Here is a 19,714-nt window from a genome sequence, read left to right as displayed (position 1 = left end):
CTCGCGCATGATGCTGCGTCGCGACTACAGGTGGTCGATCATTTTCGGAACGGCGGCGTTTGCCGCCGTTTTCCTGTTCATGGCGCTCGCCATCGCGGCCCTTCTGTTTTTCGATGCCGGGGCTTCAGCTGCCGGTATCATGGATGCCTATACGCTGCGCATCCTGCGTTTCACGCTTTATCAGGCAATGCTTTCCACTCTTCTCTCCATTGTTCTCGGCCTGCCGGTGGCACTGGCTCTCTCCCGTCGGCAGGACTTTCCAGGGCGTATCTGGATCATCCGGCTGATGGCGGTGCCGATGGGGCTGCCGGTGATTGTCGGCGCTTTCGGCATCATTGCCATCTGGGGAAGGCAGGGTGTTTTGAACAAGGCTCTCGTTTTTGCCGGCGCGGATGAGCCTTTCAGTATTTATGGCCTTTCCGGCATCCTCATTGCCCACGTGTTCTTCAATCTGCCGCTGGCGGTGCGGCTGATGCTGGCCGGGCTGGAGCGTATTCCGGGCGAATATTGGCGCATGGCGGCGAGCCTCGGCATGGGGCCGGTTTCCGTGTTCCGCTTCATTGAATGGCCGGCGGTCTCGCGGCTTGTTCCCGGCGTTGCAGGGCTTGTCTTCATGCTGTGCGCCACCAGCTTCACGCTCGTGCTTCTGCTGGGCGGGGGGCCTGCGGCAACGACGCTGGAAGTGGCGATCTATCAGGCGCTGCGGTTTGATTTCGATCCGCAGCGGGCGATCGCGCTTTCGGTTCTGCAGATCGTCCTCACAGCGATCCTGCTCGGCCTTCTGGCTTTTTTGCCGGCACCCGAAGCGGAAATTGCCTCGCTTGGCCGCCTCCTTCGCCGTTTTGACGGCAAGGGTATTGGCGCCCGTCTTTGGGATGGAATGGCAATCGTTTTTGCGGTTCTGCTGATTGGTTTGCCGCTTGTCGCCATAACAGTCTCAGGGCTGAGCGCCGATCTGCTGCGCCTTCTGTCCGCGCCGATCTTTCTGCGCGCGGCCGCGACCAGCCTTGCGATCGCCATGCTTTCCGCAGCCCTTGTCGTGCTTTGCTGCTTCGCGATCATCAGCGCGCGCCAGGCCGTGGGTTCCGGACGACATGCGGTCCGACTTCTACGATTTCTGTCCACCACGCTTGGGGCAGGGTCTTCGCTTGTGCTGCTGGTGCCGCCCGTCGTTCTGGGGAGCGGGTGGTTCCTGCTGTTGCGGCCCTTTGGAGATGTCAGCTTTTATGCTCCCGTTCTGGTGGCGCTCATCAACATGCTGATGGCCCTGCCGCTGGCCATGCGGGTGCTTGAGCCTGCCTTCAACAGTCACTTTTTGCGCACAGGCCGGCTCTCCGCCAGTCTCGGGCTTCAGGGTCTGGCGCGGCTGCGGTTTGCCGATCTGCCGGTCCTGTGGCGGCCACTGCTCATGGCGTTTTCCTTCGCCATGGCCCTGTCGCTTGGTGATCTAGGGGCGGTTGCCCTGTTCGGATCGGAAAACTTCGTCACCCTGCCATGGCTGGTTTACAGCAATATGGGCAGTTACCGCACCAATGATGCCGCCGGATATGCGTTCATCCTTGGTATTGTCTGCCTGCTGCTTGCCGCAGGCGGTGTTTCACGGCAATCGCAATCGGCAAGGGCGAGCATATGACGGATTTTGCAGTGGAGCTGGACAAGGTGAGGCTGCGGCTCGGAACGCAGGATTTTGATCTCGATTGCGTATTCCCGCAAGGTCAGGTGACCGCCGTTGTCGGCGCATCCGGTTCGGGCAAGTCGACGCTCCTTAATCTCATCGCCGGTTTTGAGGATCCCGATTCCGGTCGCATCTTGATCGGTGGAGAGGATATGAAGGCGCGCGATCCTTCCGAAAGACCGGTCTCATCGATTTTCCAGGACAATAATCTTTTTGCCCATCTCGATATTTTCACCAATATTGCGCTCGGCGTCAGCCCCGGGCTGAAGCTGCGGGCGGAAGACCGGCAGGGGATCGACGTGGCGCTTACACGCGTGGATCTTGCTGGTTTTGACAAACGTCTGCCGGGCACGCTTTCCGGTGGGGAAAGGCAAAGAGCCGCTTTGGCGCGGGCACTGGTCAGGAAAAAACCTGTCATGCTGCTCGACGAACCTTTCGCGGCGCTCGATCCGGGGTTGCGAGCGGGCATGGCATCCCTGCTTCTCGACTTGCATGGCGAAACAAAAAACACGGTGATTATTGTCACCCATCACCCCGAAGACATAAAAAAGCTGGCGCAGCGCGTGGTTTTTCTTGATCGCGGCCGTGTTGTTTATGCGGGCTCGACCGCAGATTTCTTCGCCACACAAAATGTGAAGGCGGTGGACAGTTTTCTGAACGGCTGATCGCCTTATTTTCGACGCGTGCCGCTGGCAATCGCTTTAGATGACTTCAATGGCGCTAATTTGCACTTGCCAGTTTCAAGTTGTTGCCCGAGAAAAGACGAGAATTATTGCGTTCTTCAGGAATATTCCGGACTTGATGGATCGTTTTTACCGTTTCGGCATTCATGGCTCGTTGGGGCGAATCTGTTATTCTGGTCTGCAATTAACGGATGATCAGGAACGTTAGGGGCAGGCATAGAGAATGAGAAATAGCATGACTGCACAGTGGAGTCTTTTCTCCCGTTCAGGCCTTCGCCGTTCGGGCAGGATGGCGGCCGCGTGTTCCGTGCTGACGGCGTCTGCCGTGTTCCTGTCGTCGTGCCAGTCCCTTTTCAGCCCGGCCTACCAGTCCACCCTGCGCCCCTCGGACAATCCGCAGACCGTGGAAGAGGTGCAGAAGAACGATCCCCGTGCGCAGATGGGCGCGCGTGAACATCCGCGCATCGTGGCGAGTTATGGCGGCGAATATCGTGACGCCAAGACGGAACGGCTTGTTGCCCGAATTGCCGGCGCGCTGACGGCCGTTTCGGAAAATCCGCAGCAATCCTATCGCATTACCATCCTCAATTCGCCTGCCATCAACGCCTTTGCGCTGCCGGGCGGTTATCTTTACGTGACACGCGGGCTTCTGGCGCTTGCCAACGACGCTTCGGAAGTGGCAGCCGTGCTTTCGCATGAGATGGGCCATGTCACGGCGAACCACGGCATCGAGCGCCAGCGCCGGGAGGAGGCGGAGGTGATTGCCAGCCGCGTGGTTGCCGAAGTGCTGTCGAGCGATCTTGCCGGCAAGCAGGCGCTGGCACGCGGCAAGCTGCGACTTGCGGCTTTCTCGCGCCAGCAGGAATTGCAGGCGGATGTGATTGGCGTGCGCATGCTGGGCGAGGCGGGTTACGACCCCTACGCATCGCCGCGTTTTCTGGATTCCATGGCGGCCTATGCGCGGTTCTCCTCGGCCGATCCCGAAAATGACCAGAGCCTCGACTTTCTTTCCAGCCACCCCAACACGCCGCAGCGCATCGAGCTTGCGCGCCGTCATGCCCGTGCTTTTGGCCAGGAAGGCCAGGTTGGGGACCGCGGACGCGACTGGTTTCTGGATGGCATAGACGGACTGCTTTACGGTGACAGCCCGCAGGAAGGCTACGTCCGGGGCCAGACGTTCCTGCACGGAACGCTCGGTATACGTTTCGACGTGCCGGAAGGTTTCGTCATCGACAACAAGGTTGAGGCGGTTCTGGCGACGGGGCCGGGTGACATGGCCATCCGTTTCGACGGTGTGGCCGATCCGAAACAGACCACCCTTGCCAATTACCTGACCAGCGGCTGGGTTGCCGGCCTGTTGCCGGAAACTGTCAGGGAGACGCAGATCAACGGTCTGGAGGCTGCGACAGCCCGGGCAAGCGCGGATAAATGGGATTTCGACGTGACCGTCATTCGTGTCGGGCAGCAGATATTCCGTTTCCTGACGGCGGTGCCGAAGGGCAATACGCAGCTTGATTCCATCGCCAATGTGCTGCGCACCAGTTTCCGCAAGATGACGCCGCCGGAGATCGCTTCACTGAAGCCGCTGCGGGTACGGGTGGTGACGGTGAAGCCCGGCGAAACCGTGGCGACGATCGCCGCGCGGATGATGGGGACCGACCGGAAGCTCGACATGTTCCGCATGATCAATGCGATGAGCGCCACCGCCACGCTTCAGCCCGGCCAGCGGGTGAAGATTATTTCGGAATGAGCTGACGGCCTCTCATTCACCGGTTGTCTGAGACAGGTAGGCGTGAACGAGTACAATCATTTCCCGTCTGACTTTGGGCGACTGCAACTCTCCGCGGCGGGCGGCATTATGAATGATGCCGTCAATGGCATCGGATACGATCAGCGCCGTGGTTCTGCTTTCGACCTTTGTGCCGGCTGTCATATGTGCCGCGATCGCTGCAGCGTAGAGACCGAGATATTCCTGTTCGAAAACGCTGTTGGGATCGTTCGTCCCTTCGTGGCTGGGCGCATCGTCCAGAAGGACCTTGTGAAGACCGCGATGGATGCTGTGTACCCCAATCATGCCGGTCACGAGCTCTTCCACGAATTTCGCAAGCGATTGCCGCTTTTGCGAGACGCTCTTCATGACAGAGAGACAGTCCTCGAGGTGACGATGGCGCACCGCTTCCACGATTGAAATCTTGTCCGGGAAATATTGATAGAGCGAGCCGATGCTGACGCCGGCCGTTTCGGCGACCCTGTTCGTGGTAAAACCCGCCAGCCATGATCGCTCAAAATGCGAGCCGCTGCGTGAATGACGGCGTCGACCGTGGCCCGCGAACGCTCCTGACGCGGCTCCTTGCGCATCTCGGTCTTCCGCTTTGCAATGCGAGTAGACAAGGCATCCTCCATGGCGAAAATATAAACATAGTGCTCACATTTTTCAGATGTAAAGGATATTCTGATGAGGGATCTGCTCAGGAGCCTGCTCGGCTATCACCAATGGGCGAACAGGGACTTGTTCGAGAAGCTGAAACACCTCGATCCCGTCCAAAATGCATCCGAACGGCACACGGCAATCCGGCTGATCAATCACTATTACGTCGTCGCGAGGATTTTTTCGGGTCACCTCACGGGAACGGCGCATGGCTTTCTCTCGGATAATACCGAGGCAACGCCGCAGCTGGATGATCTTGCGAAGGATGTCGCCGCTCTCGATGGCTGGTATCTCGATTATATCGAGAACACATCGCCGGCATCGCTTGGCGAATGTGTCGCCTTCAACTTCACGGATGGGGACAAGGGTTACATGTCCCGCGCTGAGATGATCTCACATATGGTCCTGCATGCGGGCATTCACAGAGGCGAGGTCGCGCGTATTCTGAGCCAGCTCTCCATCACGCCACCCTGGGATACTTTTGCCGTGTTTCTGCACGGCACGGAGCCGCAGCGGCGTTTGCAGGGGCTATAATAAAAAGCCACCCGCCCTTGTGGGGACGGGTGGCTTTCCTGAAACGATGGCCTCAGGAACTTATTGCCATTCACGCACATCGACGAAATGACCGGCGATCGCCGCCGCCGCCGCCATGGCTGGGGAGACGAGGTGGGTGCGGCTCTTATAACCCTGACGGCCCTCGAAATTGCGGTTCGAGGTGGAGGCGCAGCGTTCGCCGGGCTTCAGACGGTCGTCATTCATGGCAAGGCACATGGAGCAGCCTGGCTCGCGCCATTCGAAACCTGCTTCGAGGAAAATCTTGTCCAGACCTTCCTTTTCCGCCTGTTCCTTCACGAGGCCGGAGCCGGGCACGATCATGGCAGAAACGGTGGGAGCCACCTTGCGGCCATCGACGATTTTCGCCGCGGCGCGCAGATCCTCGATACGGCCATTGGTACAGGAACCGATGAAGACGCGGTCGATGGCGATATCGGTGATGCGCGTGCCGGGTTTCAGTCCCATGTAATCCAGAGCACGCCATTTGGATGTGCGCTTGTTTTCCTCTTCGATATCATCCGGATTGGGGACGATGCCTTCAACGGAGGTGACGTCTTCAGGCGAAGAACCCCAAGAGACGATGGGCGGCAGATTGGCCGCATCAAGAACCACAACCTTGTCGTAGTGGGCGCCTTCGTCGGATTTCAGCGTTTTCCAATAGGCGATGGCCTGTTCCAGCGTTTCGCCCTTTGGTGAGCGCGGCTTGTCCTTGATGTAATCGAAGGTGGTTTCGTCAGGTGCGATAAGACCCGCACGGGCGCCGCCCTCAATGGTCATGTTGCAGACCGTCATGCGGCCTTCCATGGAAAGCGACCGGATCGCCTCGCCGGCAAATTCGATCACATGGCCGGTGCCTCCGGCCGTGCCGATCTCGCCAATAATGGCGAGGATGATATCCTTGGCGGTGACGCCATCGGGGATCCTGCCATCGACACGCACCAGCATGTTCTTGGCTTTCTTCTGGATCAGCGTCTGGGTGGCCAGAACGTGCTCGACTTCGGACGTGCCGATGCCATGTGCCAGCGCGCCGAAAGCGCCGTGGGTGGAGGTGTGGCTGTCGCCGCAGACGATCGTCATGCCCGGCAGGGTGAAACCCTGTTCGGGGCCGACAATGTGAACGATGCCCTGGCGCTTGTCGCGCTCGGAATAATATTCGACGCCGAAATCCTTGGCGTTCTGCGCAAGCGCTTCCACCTGAATACGGCTTTCCTCGTTCTTGATGCCTTCCAGCCGGTCGGCCGTGGTCGGAACGTTATGGTCGACGACGGCCAGCGTGCGGGCAGGCGAATGCACTGGCCGGCCGGCCATGCGCAGGCCTTCGAAGGCCTGCGGGCTCGTCACCTCATGGACGAGGTGACGGTCGATGTAGAGAAGACAGGTTCCGTCCGGGTCACGATTGACGACGTGGTCGTCCCAGATCTTGTCGTACAGGGTGCGGGGTGCGCTCATGGCTCTATGCCTTGTCATGGAAAAGGGTAATCAGGGTTCAGAAAGGCGGTGGACAGCGGATGCTGTCAGGCGAGCCTAAGTCGGCTTGTGAGCGCCCCGGAAACGCGCGCAAAGAAGCGTGCCGGCAGACGCTTGTGGTCCTGCAGCACATAAACATTCTGCGCGAGACATCCGAATTTAGATCCCATGGCAACCTTCATAGCAGATCGCCGGTTTTACGGCAATATGAATGCACAGAGCCGCGGAAGGCAGTGGCAGGACATTTCTATATGCGCTGCATCATGAGGGAAAGCCCGTAAAGGGCCTGTCTTCCGGCGCCTTCCCAATGGTTATGATGCAATGCAACTTGCGTATTTTGCGATGCACATATAGATGGGTCCCCTTATCATTTGCATTTCGACGAGCAATCGAAGGGAGGGAAAAGCATATGGTATCGGAAAAATCCCTTATCTCGAAGATCACCTGGCGGCTTATGCCGTTTCTTGGCCTTCTCTATCTCATCGCCTATATCGACCGGCAGAATGTCAGCTATGCCAAGCTGCAGATGGTCGATGCGCTGAGCCTCAGCGAATATGCCTATGGCCTTGGCGCCTCGCTGTTCTTCATCGGTTACTTCATCTTCGAAGTGCCGAGCAACCTGTTCCTCAACCGTTTCGGCGCCAGCAAATGGTTCGCCCGTATTCTGGTTTCATGGGGTGCCGTCACCATCGCGCTGGCCTATACGCAGAACGCCACGATGTTCTACATCCTGCGCTTCCTGCTGGGGCTTTGCGAAGCCGGTTTCTTCCCGGGCGTGCTGTTTTTGATGACGCTCTGGTTCCCGCGTGATTATCGCGGCCGCATGATCGGCCTGTTCATGATCTTCAGTGCGCTTGCCAACGCCATCGGCGCGCCGCTCGGCGGCATGTTGCTCGATCTCGATGGTTTCCTCGGTTATGCTGGATGGGAGTGGGTGTTCCTGGCGACAGGTATTCCCGCCGTTATCGCCGGTATCGCCACCTTCTTCTATCTCGATGATACGCCGGAAAAGGCGAAGTTCCTGACGCAGGCTGAGAAGGACTGGTTGAAGAACCGTCTGGCTGAAGAAAACAAGGGCATGGAAGACCATGCGGAGGACGGCTTCAAGGCGCTGATCAATCCGCGCGTGCTGTTCATGGCGCTTTGCTATGTCGGCTTTCCGCTGGCGGCCTATGGTCTCAGCTACTGGCTGCCGACAATCGTGAAGAGCTTCGGCGTTTCCAACACCGCCAACGGCTTCATCAACATCATCCCCTGGGTGATTGTGGCCATTGCCCTGTTCGTCGTGCCTCTGGCCGCCGACAAGGCAAAGAACAAGACGCCCTATATTGTCGGCCCTGCCTTCATCGGTGCCTTTTGCCTGTTGATGTCTGCATTGCTCAGCGACCCGGTGCTGCAGTTCGCCTTCCTCTGCATCGCTGCCGCCGGTATTTTCGCCGGCCAGCCGGTGTTCTGGAGCCTGCCCGGCCGCTTCCTCAAGGGTGCGGGTGCCGCCGCCGGCATCGCCGCCATCAACTCCGTCGGCAATCTGGGTGGCTTCGTGGCGCAGAACGTGGTCCCCTGGATCAAGGATCAGACCGGCAGCACGATTGCGCCGATGTTCTTCCTTGCCTTCTGCCTGGCGCTTGCCGGAGTGCTGGTCATCATCGCAGCGCGTAAAATGGGCAATCAGGTCAATGCGGCCTGATCTTGGAAGATTGCGGCAGCCGGCACGATTGCCGACTGTCCGCGCATAATAAAAATCGTGGCCCGGATATTTCCGGGCCACGATCATTTTAAACCACGCTAAATAGTATTCTCTTCAAGAGAATTATGCGGTGAACCAATCGCTACCTGTCAGGTGAACGCCGGAAACAATAATTTTTTCACCCTTGTGCTCGCCAGTGACGTTGTAGCTGAGGATGGTGTCGTTATCGATTGTCGACACCGCCCAGTTATCGATTACCGTGCCAACCAGCTTCAGCTTGTCCACGGCGGCGTTGAAGCCTTCGATGGTATCGGTGGCGAAGCTCTTGGCCATGTCACCGAGATTGAAGACGAAGGTATCGGCGCCACCGCTTGCGATGATGTGGTCAATGCCCTTGCCGCCGGTTACCAGCGACGATGCGAGGTTCACACCGCTCAGGTCAATGGTGTCGTTGCCGGCGCCGGCATTGATGGTGACAGATGTGAAGCTACCGTCGGTGACGCCAGCGCCACCGTTCACGACATTGGTACCGGCAGCAACGCCGCCGTCGAACGCGCCTGCCTTGACCACGATGGTGTCGTTGCCGGCGCCTGTGTCGATGTTGAAAGCGTTTACCCAGGCCTTGTCGTTCGATACGACGGAGACCGTGACCGTGTCGTTGCCGGCGCCGGTCGTGATGTTGCCGCGCTTGGCATTGAGAACTTCAACATTGGAAGAACCCGAGCCGCCAAGGTGAACGTCGACCTGAACGAAATCCTTGAATGTAAGGTTTTCAGAGGTATCGGACTGGGCGAGAGCATTCTTCACCGAATTCCATGCCGACGATACGTCGAAGGTGAAGCCGTTTTTGCTGGCGTCGTATCCGACATCCACCGTGCCGCCTGCGCCGCTGCCGGGAACCGAGACGGCGCCGACATTGACAACGCCGGAGTCGAGCGAGGAGCCGTTCTTGATCTGTGCCGTGGATTCCGTGAGGAGCTTATAAGCTTCCTGGTCAACCAGGCTGGTAAGCGATGAAACTGTGGAAGCACCGCCGTTACCGAAAGTTACCTTCAATGCCATGTTACTCTCCTATAAATTTTTGAGAATGAAATGATGTGAAATTTACTTTTGGGCAAAAATGTATGTGATATTTAATCCATAAAAAATAACAGTACAATATATTAATTCATTTTTTAGAAAAATAAATACTATCAATATTTTCGATAAATTTTTATCAAATTATTGCGTATTTGTAAATTATTTATTCCTGAACAAAAGTCTTCTTAAGCCTGTCCTGGAATGGTTTTACAAAATAAGAAAGAACACTCCTTTCGCTTGTCTGTATGAATACTTCGGCAGGCATGCCGGGGTATAATCTTCCGCCGGGTATGTGCTCCATTCCAGCTTTGCTTGGTTTGATGCGCAGCGAGTAATACGACGTTCCTGTTCGGGAATCCGTCTGCAGGTCGGGAGCGACGACGGCGACCTCCGCGCTGACATCCGGCGTGGTACTTTGATTGAATGCCGTGAACCGAATGGTCACCGGTTGTCCCACGTAGATCTGGTCAATGTCTTTGGGAACTATGTTGGCTTCTATTGCGAGCTCTTCCTTCTCCGGCACCACCAGCATCAGCACTTCACCCGGCTGGATGACGCCGTTTATGTTGTGCACCGAGAGCTGATAGATGCGCCCTGCGATCGGTGAGCGAATATCGAGGCGATCCAGCTGGTCGCGTGTTGCCGCAAGTCGCTCTTCATATTCCGCCACGGTCGCTTCGATCGAGGTCAGGTCTTTGGTCACCTCGGACTTGCGGTCCTCGTCAAGCTGAAGCAATTGCAGGTCCAGTTCGCTCAGCTTGCCGACCGTCTGCGCGCGTGCGGCCATATACTGGCCTTGCTGACCTTCGAGATTGGAAAGCTGCCGCTTCAGCAAATTGAGGCGCTGAAGCGTGACGAGCCCCTTCTTGTAAAGCTCCTGCGTCTTGGAAACATCTTCCTTGACGATGGCAAGCTCGTTGTCGGTTGCCTCCACCTGAACGCTTAGACCACGCGCCTCGTCGGCGAGCTGATCCTTGCGTGTCGCCAATTGTTTTTTCATGCCGCTCAGCGCGTTGCGACGGCTGTTGAAGAGGCTCTGTTCACTATCGATAAAAGTCTTTGCAGCCTTTAAATTGGTCAGGACCTCAAGATCTTCCGGGACAGTGAAGGATGATGCTTCGGCAAGCTCCGCCCCCAGACGCGCCCGGCGTGAATAGAGCTGCGCCAGCGTGTTCTCGACAATGGACAGGTTGGCCTGAACGATTGTGGCGCTAAGGCGCAGCAAAACCTGGCCAGCCTCCACCCTGTCGCCTTCGGCGACATCGATCTCGCTGACGATACCGCCCGAGAGATGCTGGATCTTTTTGGAATTGCCTTCGACAACAACCCGGCCGCTTGCCACAACCGCACCAGCAAGTTTCGCCAGAGCCGCCCAGCCTCCCAATCCGACCAGAAGGCCTATCGCCAGAAGGATCACTGCTGCCGAGTGTGTGAGAATAGACGCATTTGTCGTACTGGCTTGTTTCATCTCAGCCATTTTCGCTCACCCGGTTTTCGATCTTGCGTGTTTCTTCCTCTGCTGCCGGTACCTGATGGATGTTTTGTCGCAGGATCTGCGCGAGCACCTCTTCCTTGGTGCCGAAACGGAACATCCGGCCATTGCTCATCACCATCACAAGATTGATGCTTTCGATGGCGCTCGGGCGATGGGCAATGACGACAACGATACCGCCGCGCGCCCGGATGTCCGCGATGGCATTGCGCAGAGCTGCCTCGCCTTCGCTGTCGAGATTGGAGTTCGGCTCATCGAGAAGCACGAAAAAAGGTTCGCCGAAAAGCGCGCGTGCAAGGCCGATGCGCTGTTTCTGCCCGCCCGACAACGCCTCCCCTCGATCGCCAATATAGGTATCGTAACCATTCGGCAGATTGAGGATCAGCTCATGCACCTGCGCGGCCTTGGCGGCGGCAACGATGGATTCCGCCGTTGCATTGCGATCGAAGCGGGCAATATTTTGCGCCACCGTTCCCGGCATCAACTCCACCTGCTGGGGCATATAACCGATGGATTTGCCGAGAACTTCGAAATCCCACTGGTTCAATGCCGCCCCATCGAAACGCACGGAGCCGCGCTCATAGGGCCAGATACCGGTCATGAGACGTGCCAGCGTGGATTTACCGGAGGCGCTGGGGCCAATGATCCCAAGACCATCGCCCGCATTCAATGTGAACGAAATATCGGCAACGGTATCGCGCGCGCCATTGGGCGGACCGCCGGTTACCCGGTCGACGGCGACGGTAAATTGCGGACGCGGCAGGGAAAGCGGCGGAGCGGGCTCAGGCGTCATTTCAAGAAATTCGTTGACGCGTTTCCAGCCTTGCCGCGCAGTCATGAAGCTGCGCCAGTTTGCAATGACATGTTCGACAGGGCCGAGCGCCTTTGCCGAAAGGATGGAGCCGGCAATGATGCTGCCCGCGGATGCATTGCCGTCGATGACCAGCACTGCGCCGATGGCCATCACGCCGGATTGCAGCAGCAGCCGGAACGTTCGGGAAATGGCGCCGAGCATGCCTGCGGTATCGGAGGTCGACAGGGTGACGGCGCGATACTGGTAATGCAGCTCGTCCCACATCGACGTCACCGCCCCCATCATGCCCATGGTTTTGACGGATTCGATGTTGCGCTGGCTGCTGCCGACCAGTGCGTTTCTCTGTCCACGCACGGCATAAGCCTGCTTGGTCGCCCTTTCGGTCAGCCAATTGGTCAGAAGCGTCAGCATGACAAGGACCACCGCGCCGCCAAGCACGGCGAAGCCGATCCAGAGATGCAGGGCGAAACAGATCAGCAGATAGATCGGCAGCCAGGGAATATCAAAAAAAGCGCCGGGCCCCGGACCTGAAAGAAACTGCCGTATCTGATCGAGATCGCCGACGATCTGTAGCCCATCGACTTTGGCGGAGGCGACAAGCGGCGCACTGATCGAGGCTCTGAAAAGCTTTTGATTGAGCGCGTCATCCATATTGTCCGCGATGCGCGCCAATATCCGGCCTCGCAAAACATCAAAGCCCATCAGAAAGGCATAGAGGACCACAAGGAGGACGACCAGAGCCACAAGAGAAGGAATACTCTTGCTCGGCAAGATGCGGTCATAGACCTCCAGCATGAAGAGAGAGCCTGAAAGATGAAGTATATTCATCAATGCGCTGGCAAGACCAACAGCAAAAAAAGCTCTCTTATTTTTTGTTAAAAAAGAATTAAAAAAAAGCATATCAACACCTAAAACTGCATGAAAATTGCACAATAAGTGAAATTAGGCAATGCTGTTCGAGTATGACCTAAAGCAATCTGTTTTTTGAACTCGGTTGGCCGATGTATTTTGATGGAGGAATGGGCTCAAGCAGGGTGTTCCCGCTACACCGCTTTCTTGATCGCCCCGACATTTTGGCACAACAAAAAAGGCGGCCCGAAGACCGCCTTTCCGTAAATCCATCTAAATGGAAATCTTATTCCGCTGCGGTTTCCGCAGCCTTTGCTGCTTCTTCCGCTGCCTTGGCTTCTGCGGCTTCGGCTGCTGCCTTCTCGGCGGCGAGAGCCTGTGCTGCTGCTACCTTTTCGGCTTCCAGACGTGCCTTTTCTTCGGCGACGGCCTGGCGCTCGGACTCGTTCAGCTTGCGTGCGCGGGTACCGGTGTTTTCAACGATACGGGCAGCCTTGCCGCGACGGTCGCGCAGGTAATAGAGCTTCGCGCGGCGAACCTTACCGCGGCGAACAATTTCAACGCCTTCGACAAGCGGGGAGTAGATCGGGAATACGCGCTCGACGCCTTCGCCGTAGGAAATCTTGCGAACGGTGAAGCTTTCGGAAAGGCCACCGCCGGAACGGGCGATGCAAACGCCTTCGTAAGCCTGAACGCGGGTACGGTTACCTTCGGTAACGCGCACGTTCACGCGCAGCGTGTCGCCCGGAGAAAACTCAGGCAGGGTACGCTTTGCTTCGATCTTGGCAGCCTGTTCGGCTTCCAGCTGCTGAATGATATTGGTCATGTTAACCTCTGATTTCTTCTGAAACAGCCAGAGCGCTCAACGTTTTGTCTGTCGGTCAATGCCTTCAGACCATGCCTTGCGGCAGGAGCGGGTTCGCCATTCTTTGCTTGCGGTTAAAGGGGCAAACCCCAATTCCAAGCGCGCACATATACTAGCATGCGCCATTTGTCATCCCTTTCATGACAATATTTTATCAATTGTGCGTCGCGTTGCAGCAGTTGCGAAGGGGCGACTTGCCGGATATGGCATGAGAACCTTGGGAGGGGCCATGTCCATATTCATCGTTCTTATGCTGTTTGCGACCGGCTTTCTGTCGGGCGTCGTCAATGCGATTGCCGGTGGCGGCACCTTCCTGACCTTCGGGGCGATGACGCTGGCCGGCCTGCCCCCCATCGTCGCCAATGCCACATCGGCGATCGTGCAGTTTCCGGGCTACATCACCTCCGTAATCGCCTATGGTCCGGAAATCCGCGCCCATTGGCGCGAGGCGATCCTTCTGTCGGGTGTTTCAGTCGTCGGCGGGCTGGCCGGATCGCTTCTGCTGCTGTCGCTCGACAATCCTTCCTTCCGTCAGCTGGTTCCGTGGCTGCTTCTGGCAGCCACCGCCGTTTTCGCCGCCGGCCCATGGCTGCGACCGAAGGCGAGTGCGGAACGTTCGCCCGGCAATCTGCCGAGCCTTGTCTTTCAGGGGCTTGCTTCCATCTATGGCGGCTTTTTCGGCGCCGGCATGGGCATCATGATGCTGGCCATCCTCGGAATAACCTCGGGCGGCAGCTATCATCATCTGAACGCGCTGAAGAACCTGCTGTCAGTCGTGATTGCCGTCATTGCAATCACGATCTTCGTCAGCGGTGGCGTTGTGTCCTGGTGGGCAGCGCTTATCATGTTCCCCGCGGCCGCACTTGGCGGCTATGCGGGGGTGCATACGGCACGGCGCGTGCCGCAATGGATCATCCGCTGGCTGGTGATTGCGGTCGGGCTGGTGCTGACCGCCTATTATTTCTTCTCGGCCTGAGCCTTCTCAAGAAGGTCGGGGCGTCTTTCTTTCGTCAGAGCCAGCGCCTGCTCGTGCCGCCATTTGTCGATGACGGCGTGGTTACCGGAAGTGAGGACGGCCGGAATATCGCGGCCTTCCCAGGCCTGCGGGCGGGTATAATGCGGATGTTCCAGTAGCCCGCCCTCGAAGCTTTCATGCACGCCGGAAAGATCGTTGCCCATGACGCCCGGCAGGATACGGACGACGGCATCAAGAAGCGTCAGCGCCGCCGGCTCGCCGCCGGAGAGGATGTAATCGCCGATCGACACTTCCTCCAGCCCGCGCGCCTCTATCACCCGCTGGTCGACACCTTCGAAGCGACCGCAGACGATGATTGCACCTTCACCCGCTGCCAGTTCGCGCACGCGGTTCTGGGACAGCGGCTTGCCGCGCGGGCTCATCAGCAGGCGCGGGCGTGCGTCGCCATCCGAAACATGGTCGATGGCGGCTGCCAGCACATCGGGCTTCAGCACCATGCCGGCGCCGCCGCCTGCCGGGGTGTCATCGACGCTTCTGTGTTTGTCGGTGGCGAATTCGCGGATCTGTACGGCGTCCAGCGACCATTGTCCCCGCTCGAGCGCCTTGCCCGCCAGAGAATATCCGAGATGCCCCGGAAACATTTCCGGGTAGAGCGTCAGAACGGTAGCCTTGAAGGTCATGACTTTATTTCTTGCCGAACGGCGATGCGCCGGTTTCGTCCTTGTCGTCAGGATTATCGATCAGGCCGGCGGCCATCGGATCGATGAGAATGCGACCGGCTTCGAGGTCGATTTCCAGCACGGCTGCTTCCGAAAAGGGAATGAGGGCAGGGCGACGGCCTGCACCTTTCAGCTCCAGCAGATCACCTGCGCCGAAATCATAGACGGCGCTGACGGCGCCATAACTTTTGCCTTCCGCATCGACGGCCTCCAGCCCTTCGAGATCGGCATAATAAAACTCGTCATCGTCAAGCTCGTCGTCAGGCAGATTGTCGCGGTCGACGAAAAGTTCCAGACCGTTCAGGCTCTCCGCCGCATTGCGGTCATTGATTCCCCTGAAACGAACAACGACGACATTCTTGCCCTCGCGGACTTCCAGAATTTCGAAGATGCGGCCATCGGCGGTAACCAGATTGCCATAATCGCCGAGCGCCATCGGATCGGCCGTATAGGTGCTGACACGGACTTCGCCGCGCAGGCCCTGTGCGCCGCCGATCTTTGCCATGAGTACCGGGTTTTCCAGCTTTGCCATCGGGCCGTCCGTCTTCTGGTGTTGGTTGCGTCAGCTTTAAGGTTTGTTGACGCCAAAATAAACAAAAAACGGGCGGCATGGAAAACCACGCCACCCGTTCTTCAAAAGTTTCCGTGCAGATTATTCTGCAGCAGAGGCTTCCGCAGCAGCAGCGGCTGCATCTTCAGCCTTCTGCTTCTTTTCAGCAACGCGTTCCAGAGCGCGCTTGCCCGGCTTTGCCTTTTCCGGGTTGCTGCGAGCGGCGCGCTCGGCAAGACCGGCTTCAGCGAGGAAGCGCAGAACGCGGTCGGTCGGCTGTGCGCCCTTGGCGATCCATTCCTTGATGAGGTCAGCCTTCAGCTCAACGCGCTGCGGGTTGTCCTTGCCGAGCATCGGGTTCCAGGAACCGACCTTCTCGAGGAAACGGCCGTCGCGGGGCGAACGGGCGTCAGCAACGACGATCTGGTAATACGGGCGCTTCTTGGAGCCACCGCGTGCGAGACGAATTTTCAGTGCCATGTTATTTACTCCTTAGGATGGCTTGTCCGCCGTTCAGGCGGTCTTTTCGGTGCCGCCATGTTCGGCGGCGATTGCTTCATGATGCCGGATGACTTCCTTGATGATGAAGTTCAAGAACTTCTCGGCGAAATCCGGGTCCAGATTGGCATCCTTCGCCAGGCGGCGAAGGCGTTCGATCTGGTATTCCTCGCGCGCCGGGTCGGCCGGCGGCAAATTGTACTTTGCCTTCAGCACGCCCACCGCCTTGGTACAGCGGAAACGTTCGGCAAGAATGTGAACCAGTGCGGCATCGATATTGTCGATCGACTGGCGGTATTCGGAAAGCTGGGCTTTCACCTCTGCATTGTTCACTGGTGTCCCCCTCACTTCTTTTTCGGAAAGCCGGGCAGGCCCGGCATGCCGCCAAGACCGGGCAGCTTGGCGCCACCCAGACCCGGCAATCCGCCCGGCAGACCGCCAAGACCGGGCATTGCGCCCGGCTTGCCGAGACCGGCTGCTTCCGCCTGTTTCTGGAGCGCCTCGAGCTGCTTCGGATCGATATTCGACAGATCAGGCATGCCGCCGCCAAGGCCACCGAGGCCCATCTTGCCGGCAAGGCCGCCCATCATCTGCTTCATGATGCCGCCTTTGCCCTTGCCGCCCATGGCCTTCATCATGTCGGCCATGCCGCGATGCATCTTCAGAAGCTTGTTGATTTCAGCGGCATCCGTGCCGGAACCGGCGGCAATGCGCTTCTTGCGGCTGTGCTTCAGAATATCGGGATTGGCGCGTTCCGCCTTGGTCATGGAGGAGATGATGGCGATCTGGCGATCGAACATCTTGTCGTTCATACCGGCCGAAGCCATCTTGTCCTTCATGCCGGCCATGCCGGGCATCAGCCCCATGATGCCGCCCATGCCGCCCATCTTCTTCATCTGGCCAAGCTGGTCGGCGAGATCGTTGAGGTCGAACTTGCCCTTGGCCATTTTCTCGGCCATGGCGCGGGCTTTTTCCGCATCGATGTTTTCGGCGGCCTTTTCGACCAGCGAGACGATGTCGCCCATGCCGAGAATACGGTCGGCGATACGGCGCGGATGGAACTCGTCGAGTTCGTTCATGCGCTCGCCGATACCGATCAGCTTAATCGGCTTGCCGGTGACGGCGCGCATGGAGAGGGCCGCGCCGCCGCGTCCGTCGCCATCCATACGGGTGAGCACGAGGCCGGTGATGCCGACGCGCTCATCGAAATTGCGCGCCAGATTGACGGCGTCCTGACCGGTCAGCGAATCCGCGACCAGCAGGATTTCATGCGGGTTGGACTTCTTCTTGATGTCGGCCATTTCCAGCATCAAGGGTTCGTCGATATGGGTACGGCCGGCGGTGTCGAGAATGACGACGTCATGGCCGCCGAGTTTTGCAGCCTGCACGGCACGCGCGGCGATATCGGTCGGCGACTGGCCTGCGATAATGGGCAGCGTGTCGACGCCGGTCTGCACGCCGAGCTGGCGAAGCTGTTCCTGTGCGGCGGGACGGCGCGTGTCGAGAGATGCCATCAGCACCTTCTTCTTCTCGCGGTCCGTCAGGCGCTTGGCGATCTTGCCGGTGGTGGTTGTTTTACCAGAACCCTGCAGACCGACCATCATGATGACGACCGGGGCGGCCGCATGCAGGTCGATGGAGACGCCTTCGGTGCCGAGCATCTCGACAAGCTCGTCATGAACGATCTTGACGACCATCTGGCCGGGCTTGATGGACTTCAGGACGGCGGCACCAACAGCCTTTTCACGCACCCTGTCGGTGAAGGAACGCACGACTTCCAGCGCCACGTCCGCTTCCAGGAGCGCACGGCGAACCTCGCGCAGGGCGGCGGCAACATCGGCTTCCGTCAGCGCGCCACGGCCGGTCAGTCCATTCAGAATGGAACCAAGGCGGTCCTGGAGGTTTTCAAACATCGTTTCTTCCTTCTTCGTTCCGGGGTCTCCGAAACGTCGGTGCTTTCGCTGGCAAAAACAAGACGCAAAGCCAAAAAGCACCCGAGGGCGCGTCGCGCTGTCGGGTGTTGACCTCCGGGATCTCTTTATACCTTTGCGGGTCCCGGTCGGCGGCTTGGAGTCGTGAAACTGCCAGCTGATGGGCGGGATAAACAGGAAAGTGCAGGAAAAGTCAAGGCGATGCCGCTGTCCGCCCGACAAAGCCTGCATTTCATCTTTGCGTGATCGGCTGCAAGCCGCGATTGGTGCCGCTTGAACGGCGCCATTCCGCTCCCTATACCTTTAGCATGAACCGTCGAAACTTCTTTCGCTTTTCCACGCTTGGACTGCTCGCTCTGGCGGGCGGCGCCCTCTATGCCCGTCGTTCGAGCGCCAGCGCCTATTATAGCGGCCCGATCTCCGATCATTTCGACGGAGTGCGCTTCTTCAACCCCGGCGGTTCGCCGCCGGGCAATTTCATGGGTCTGCTGAAATGGCGCTTCAATGGCGAGCGTGCCACCTGGCCGGAAAGCTATCCAAGCCCATTTCCCTTTGCGAAGCCGGAAACCCGGGTTGAGGGCAAGGGCATCCGTGTTACCTTCATTGGCCACGCTTCCTTCCTCATCCAGACGGCGGGGCTGAATATACTCATTGACCCGGTTTGGTCGCAGCGGACCAGCCCCTTCAGTTTCGTCGGTCCCAAACGGGTCAATCCTCCCGGCATCCGTTTCGAGGATCTGCCGCCCATCGATCTGGTGCTGGTGACGCATAATCACTACGACCATCTGGATATGGAAACGCTGAAGCGCCTGCATGTGGCGCACAAGCCGCTCTTCATCACACCGCTCGGCAATGATGCCATCATCCGCACCGGTGTCGAAGCGGCGCGTATAGACGTGGGTGACTGGGACGATGTGATTGAGGTGGGCGCAGTGAAAATTCACTTCGAGCCTTGCCACCATTGGTCAGCCCGCGGTCTGAACGACCGGCGCATGGCATTATGGGCAGCCTTCGTCATCGAAACGCCCGGCGGCAAAATCTACCATATCGGTGATACCGGCTTCCACGAAGGCCTCAACTACCGCGCCGCGCTCAAGAAGCACGGCGATTTCCGCCTCGCCAACCTGCCCTTCGGTGCTTATGAACCGCGCTGGTTCATGAAGGGCCAGCACCAGAACCCGGCCGAAGCCGTGGAGGGCATGAAGCTTTGCGGTGCGGCGCATGTCTGCGGCCATCACTGGGGTACGGTGCAGCTGACCGATGAGGCGGTGGACGCCCCGCTCGTGGCGCTCAAGGCGGCACTCAAGGAGCAGGGGGTGGATGAGAGCCGTTTTCAGCCCATGCGCCCAGGCGAAGTCTTCGACGCGCCTTCCGCCTGATCGCTGCCCCGTTTGCGCCGTAACAGTCTGGTAATTTGCTGTCCTTTCCGCCATATAGGGCGAAAG

General features: G+C 58.4%; 17 protein-coding genes and 1 pseudogene. 7 read left to right on the top strand and 11 right to left on the bottom strand.

The genetic code is table 11. The annotated features are described in order from the left end of the window. Positions 1 to 7 precede the first annotated feature (7 nt). From thiP to FY152_11880, 3 genes are all read left to right on the top strand, one after another. The gene (gene thiP / locus FY152_11890) at positions 8 to 1,633 is read left to right on the top strand and encodes a thiamine/thiamine pyrophosphate ABC transporter permease ThiP (protein ID UXS32761.1); all 1,626 of its coding nucleotides are present in this window, start codon (positions 8 to 10) and stop codon (positions 1,631 to 1,633) included. Then, positions 1,630 to 2,340, top strand: coding sequence for an ATP-binding cassette domain-containing protein (locus tag FY152_11885; protein ID UXS32760.1), 711 nt, complete (start codon positions 1,630 to 1,632; stop codon positions 2,338 to 2,340). Before thiP ends, FY152_11885 begins: the two co-directional genes overlap by 4 nt. A gap of 307 nt (positions 2,341 to 2,647) precedes the next feature. Next, positions 2,648 to 4,108, top strand: coding sequence for a M48 family metalloprotease (locus FY152_11880; GenBank protein UXS33273.1), 1,461 nt, complete (start codon positions 2,648 to 2,650; stop codon positions 4,106 to 4,108). Positions 4,109 to 4,120: 12 nt separating this feature from the next. Here FY152_11880 and FY152_11875 read toward each other — a convergent pair. Next, a pseudogene (locus FY152_11875) lies at positions 4,121 to 4,716 on the bottom strand (TetR/AcrR family transcriptional regulator). 97 nt (positions 4,717 to 4,813) lie between these two features. Between FY152_11875 and FY152_11870 the strand changes: the two are divergent. After that, complete coding sequence (locus tag FY152_11870) at positions 4,814 to 5,320, top strand: damage-inducible protein DinB (protein ID UXS32759.1); 507 nt, start codon at positions 4,814 to 4,816, stop codon at positions 5,318 to 5,320. Positions 5,321 to 5,380: 60 nt separating this feature from the next. Here the strand turns inward: FY152_11870 and leuC are convergent, their stop codons facing one another. Further along, positions 5,381 to 6,790 carry a 3-isopropylmalate dehydratase large subunit gene (gene leuC / locus FY152_11865; protein ID UXS32758.1) on the bottom strand — a complete coding sequence of 470 codons (1,410 nt, stop codon included), beginning with the start codon at positions 6,788 to 6,790 and terminating at the stop codon, positions 5,381 to 5,383. A 427-nt stretch (positions 6,791 to 7,217) separates the two neighbouring features. On the opposite strand from leuC, the gene FY152_11860 reads away from it, so the two are divergent. Continuing rightward, positions 7,218 to 8,495 carry an MFS transporter gene (locus FY152_11860; GenBank protein ID UXS32757.1) on the top strand — a complete coding sequence of 426 codons (1,278 nt, stop codon included), beginning with the start codon at positions 7,218 to 7,220 and terminating at the stop codon, positions 8,493 to 8,495. A 123-nt stretch (positions 8,496 to 8,618) separates the two neighbouring features. Here the strand turns inward: FY152_11860 and FY152_11855 are convergent, their stop codons facing one another. The 4 genes from FY152_11855 to rplS form a co-directional block, all read right to left on the bottom strand. After that, complete coding sequence (locus tag FY152_11855; protein UXS32756.1) at positions 8,619 to 9,557, bottom strand: rhizobiocin; 939 nt, start codon at positions 9,555 to 9,557, stop codon at positions 8,619 to 8,621. A 181-nt stretch (positions 9,558 to 9,738) separates the two neighbouring features. Next, entirely contained in the window at positions 9,739 to 11,052 is a 1,314-nt protein-coding gene (locus FY152_11850) for an HlyD family type I secretion periplasmic adaptor subunit (protein UXS32755.1), read from the bottom strand. After that, the gene (locus tag FY152_11845; GenBank protein UXS32754.1) at positions 11,045 to 12,781 is read right to left on the bottom strand and encodes a type I secretion system permease/ATPase; all 1,737 of its coding nucleotides are present in this window, start codon (positions 12,779 to 12,781) and stop codon (positions 11,045 to 11,047) included. Before FY152_11845 ends, FY152_11850 begins: the two co-directional genes overlap by 8 nt. A 235-nt stretch (positions 12,782 to 13,016) precedes the next feature. Further along, positions 13,017 to 13,556 carry a 50S ribosomal protein L19 gene (gene rplS, locus FY152_11840; protein UXS32753.1) on the bottom strand — a complete coding sequence of 180 codons (540 nt, stop codon included), beginning with the start codon at positions 13,554 to 13,556 and terminating at the stop codon, positions 13,017 to 13,019. Between the two features lie 268 nt (positions 13,557 to 13,824). On the opposite strand from rplS, the gene FY152_11835 reads away from it, so the two are divergent. After that, a complete protein-coding gene (locus FY152_11835; GenBank protein ID UXS32752.1) occupies positions 13,825 to 14,571 on the top strand; it encodes a sulfite exporter TauE/SafE family protein in 747 nt (248 codons plus the stop codon). On the opposite strand, the gene trmD is transcribed toward FY152_11835, so the two are convergent. The 5 genes from trmD to ffh form a co-directional block, all read right to left on the bottom strand. After that, complete coding sequence (gene trmD, locus FY152_11830; protein UXS32751.1) at positions 14,553 to 15,251, bottom strand: tRNA (guanosine(37)-N1)-methyltransferase TrmD; 699 nt, start codon at positions 15,249 to 15,251, stop codon at positions 14,553 to 14,555. The genes FY152_11835 and trmD overlap by 19 nt on opposite strands. 4 nt (positions 15,252 to 15,255) lie before the next feature. Then, positions 15,256 to 15,822 carry a ribosome maturation factor RimM gene (gene rimM / locus FY152_11825; GenBank protein UXS32750.1) on the bottom strand — a complete coding sequence of 189 codons (567 nt, stop codon included), beginning with the start codon at positions 15,820 to 15,822 and terminating at the stop codon, positions 15,256 to 15,258. Positions 15,823 to 15,942: 120 nt separating this feature from the next. After that, on the bottom strand, positions 15,943 to 16,320 hold the full coding sequence (gene rpsP / locus FY152_11820) for a 30S ribosomal protein S16 (GenBank protein UXS32749.1): 378 nt from the start codon (positions 16,318 to 16,320) through the stop codon (positions 15,943 to 15,945). 33 nt (positions 16,321 to 16,353) lie between these two features. Continuing rightward, a complete protein-coding gene (locus tag FY152_11815; GenBank protein UXS32748.1) occupies positions 16,354 to 16,671 on the bottom strand; it encodes a chorismate mutase in 318 nt (105 codons plus the stop codon). Between the two features lie 11 nt (positions 16,672 to 16,682). Then, positions 16,683 to 18,251, bottom strand: a complete 1,569-nt coding sequence (gene ffh / locus FY152_11810) for a signal recognition particle protein (protein ID UXS32747.1) — start codon at positions 18,249 to 18,251, stop codon at positions 16,683 to 16,685. 281 nt (positions 18,252 to 18,532) lie between these two features. Here ffh and FY152_11805 point away from each other — a divergent pair, with 281 nt between their 5' ends. Beyond that, a complete protein-coding gene (locus FY152_11805) occupies positions 18,533 to 19,648 on the top strand; it encodes an MBL fold metallo-hydrolase (protein ID UXS32746.1) in 1,116 nt (371 codons plus the stop codon). Positions 19,649 to 19,714 lie beyond the last annotated feature (66 nt).

Source organism: Agrobacterium tumefaciens, from assembly GCA_025560025.1.
Classification (GTDB): Bacteria; Pseudomonadota; Alphaproteobacteria; order Rhizobiales; family Rhizobiaceae; genus Agrobacterium.
Note: the sequence above shows the minus strand (reverse complement) of the source record. Positions and strands in the feature narration are given on the sequence as shown.